The sequence below is a fragment of the Acinetobacter sp. 1207_04 genome (assembly GCF_052850415.1).
Genome location: NZ_VXCQ01000055.1, coordinates 1 through 214 on the forward strand (window position 1 = coordinate 1; position 214 = coordinate 214).

The window sequence follows — 214 nt, forward strand, 5'->3', positions numbered from 1 at the left end:
TGAGCCTGCATTTTTATCGCTAAATTGACCTTGTGCTGTGATATTGACATTGTCACCACTAATCACACCATTCAGACTACCATTCACAATCGCATTGGTCGTGCCATCGTAGACTTTGTCTTGTGCACTAATTGAGCCTGTGATTTGTTTTTTGGCAATATTAGCTGTGACTTGGCCATTGGTGGTCAATTCATAGTTTCCTGCATCTGTACCG

1 protein-coding gene is annotated in these 214 nt (G+C 42.1%); it reads right to left on the reverse strand.

The features are described from left to right. A partial coding sequence (locus tag FW754_RS16450; RefSeq protein ID WP_446325270.1) for a YDG domain-containing protein occupies nucleotides 1–189 on the reverse strand: 189 nt, incomplete at its 3' end. Between the last annotated feature and the right edge of the window lie 25 nt (nucleotides 190–214).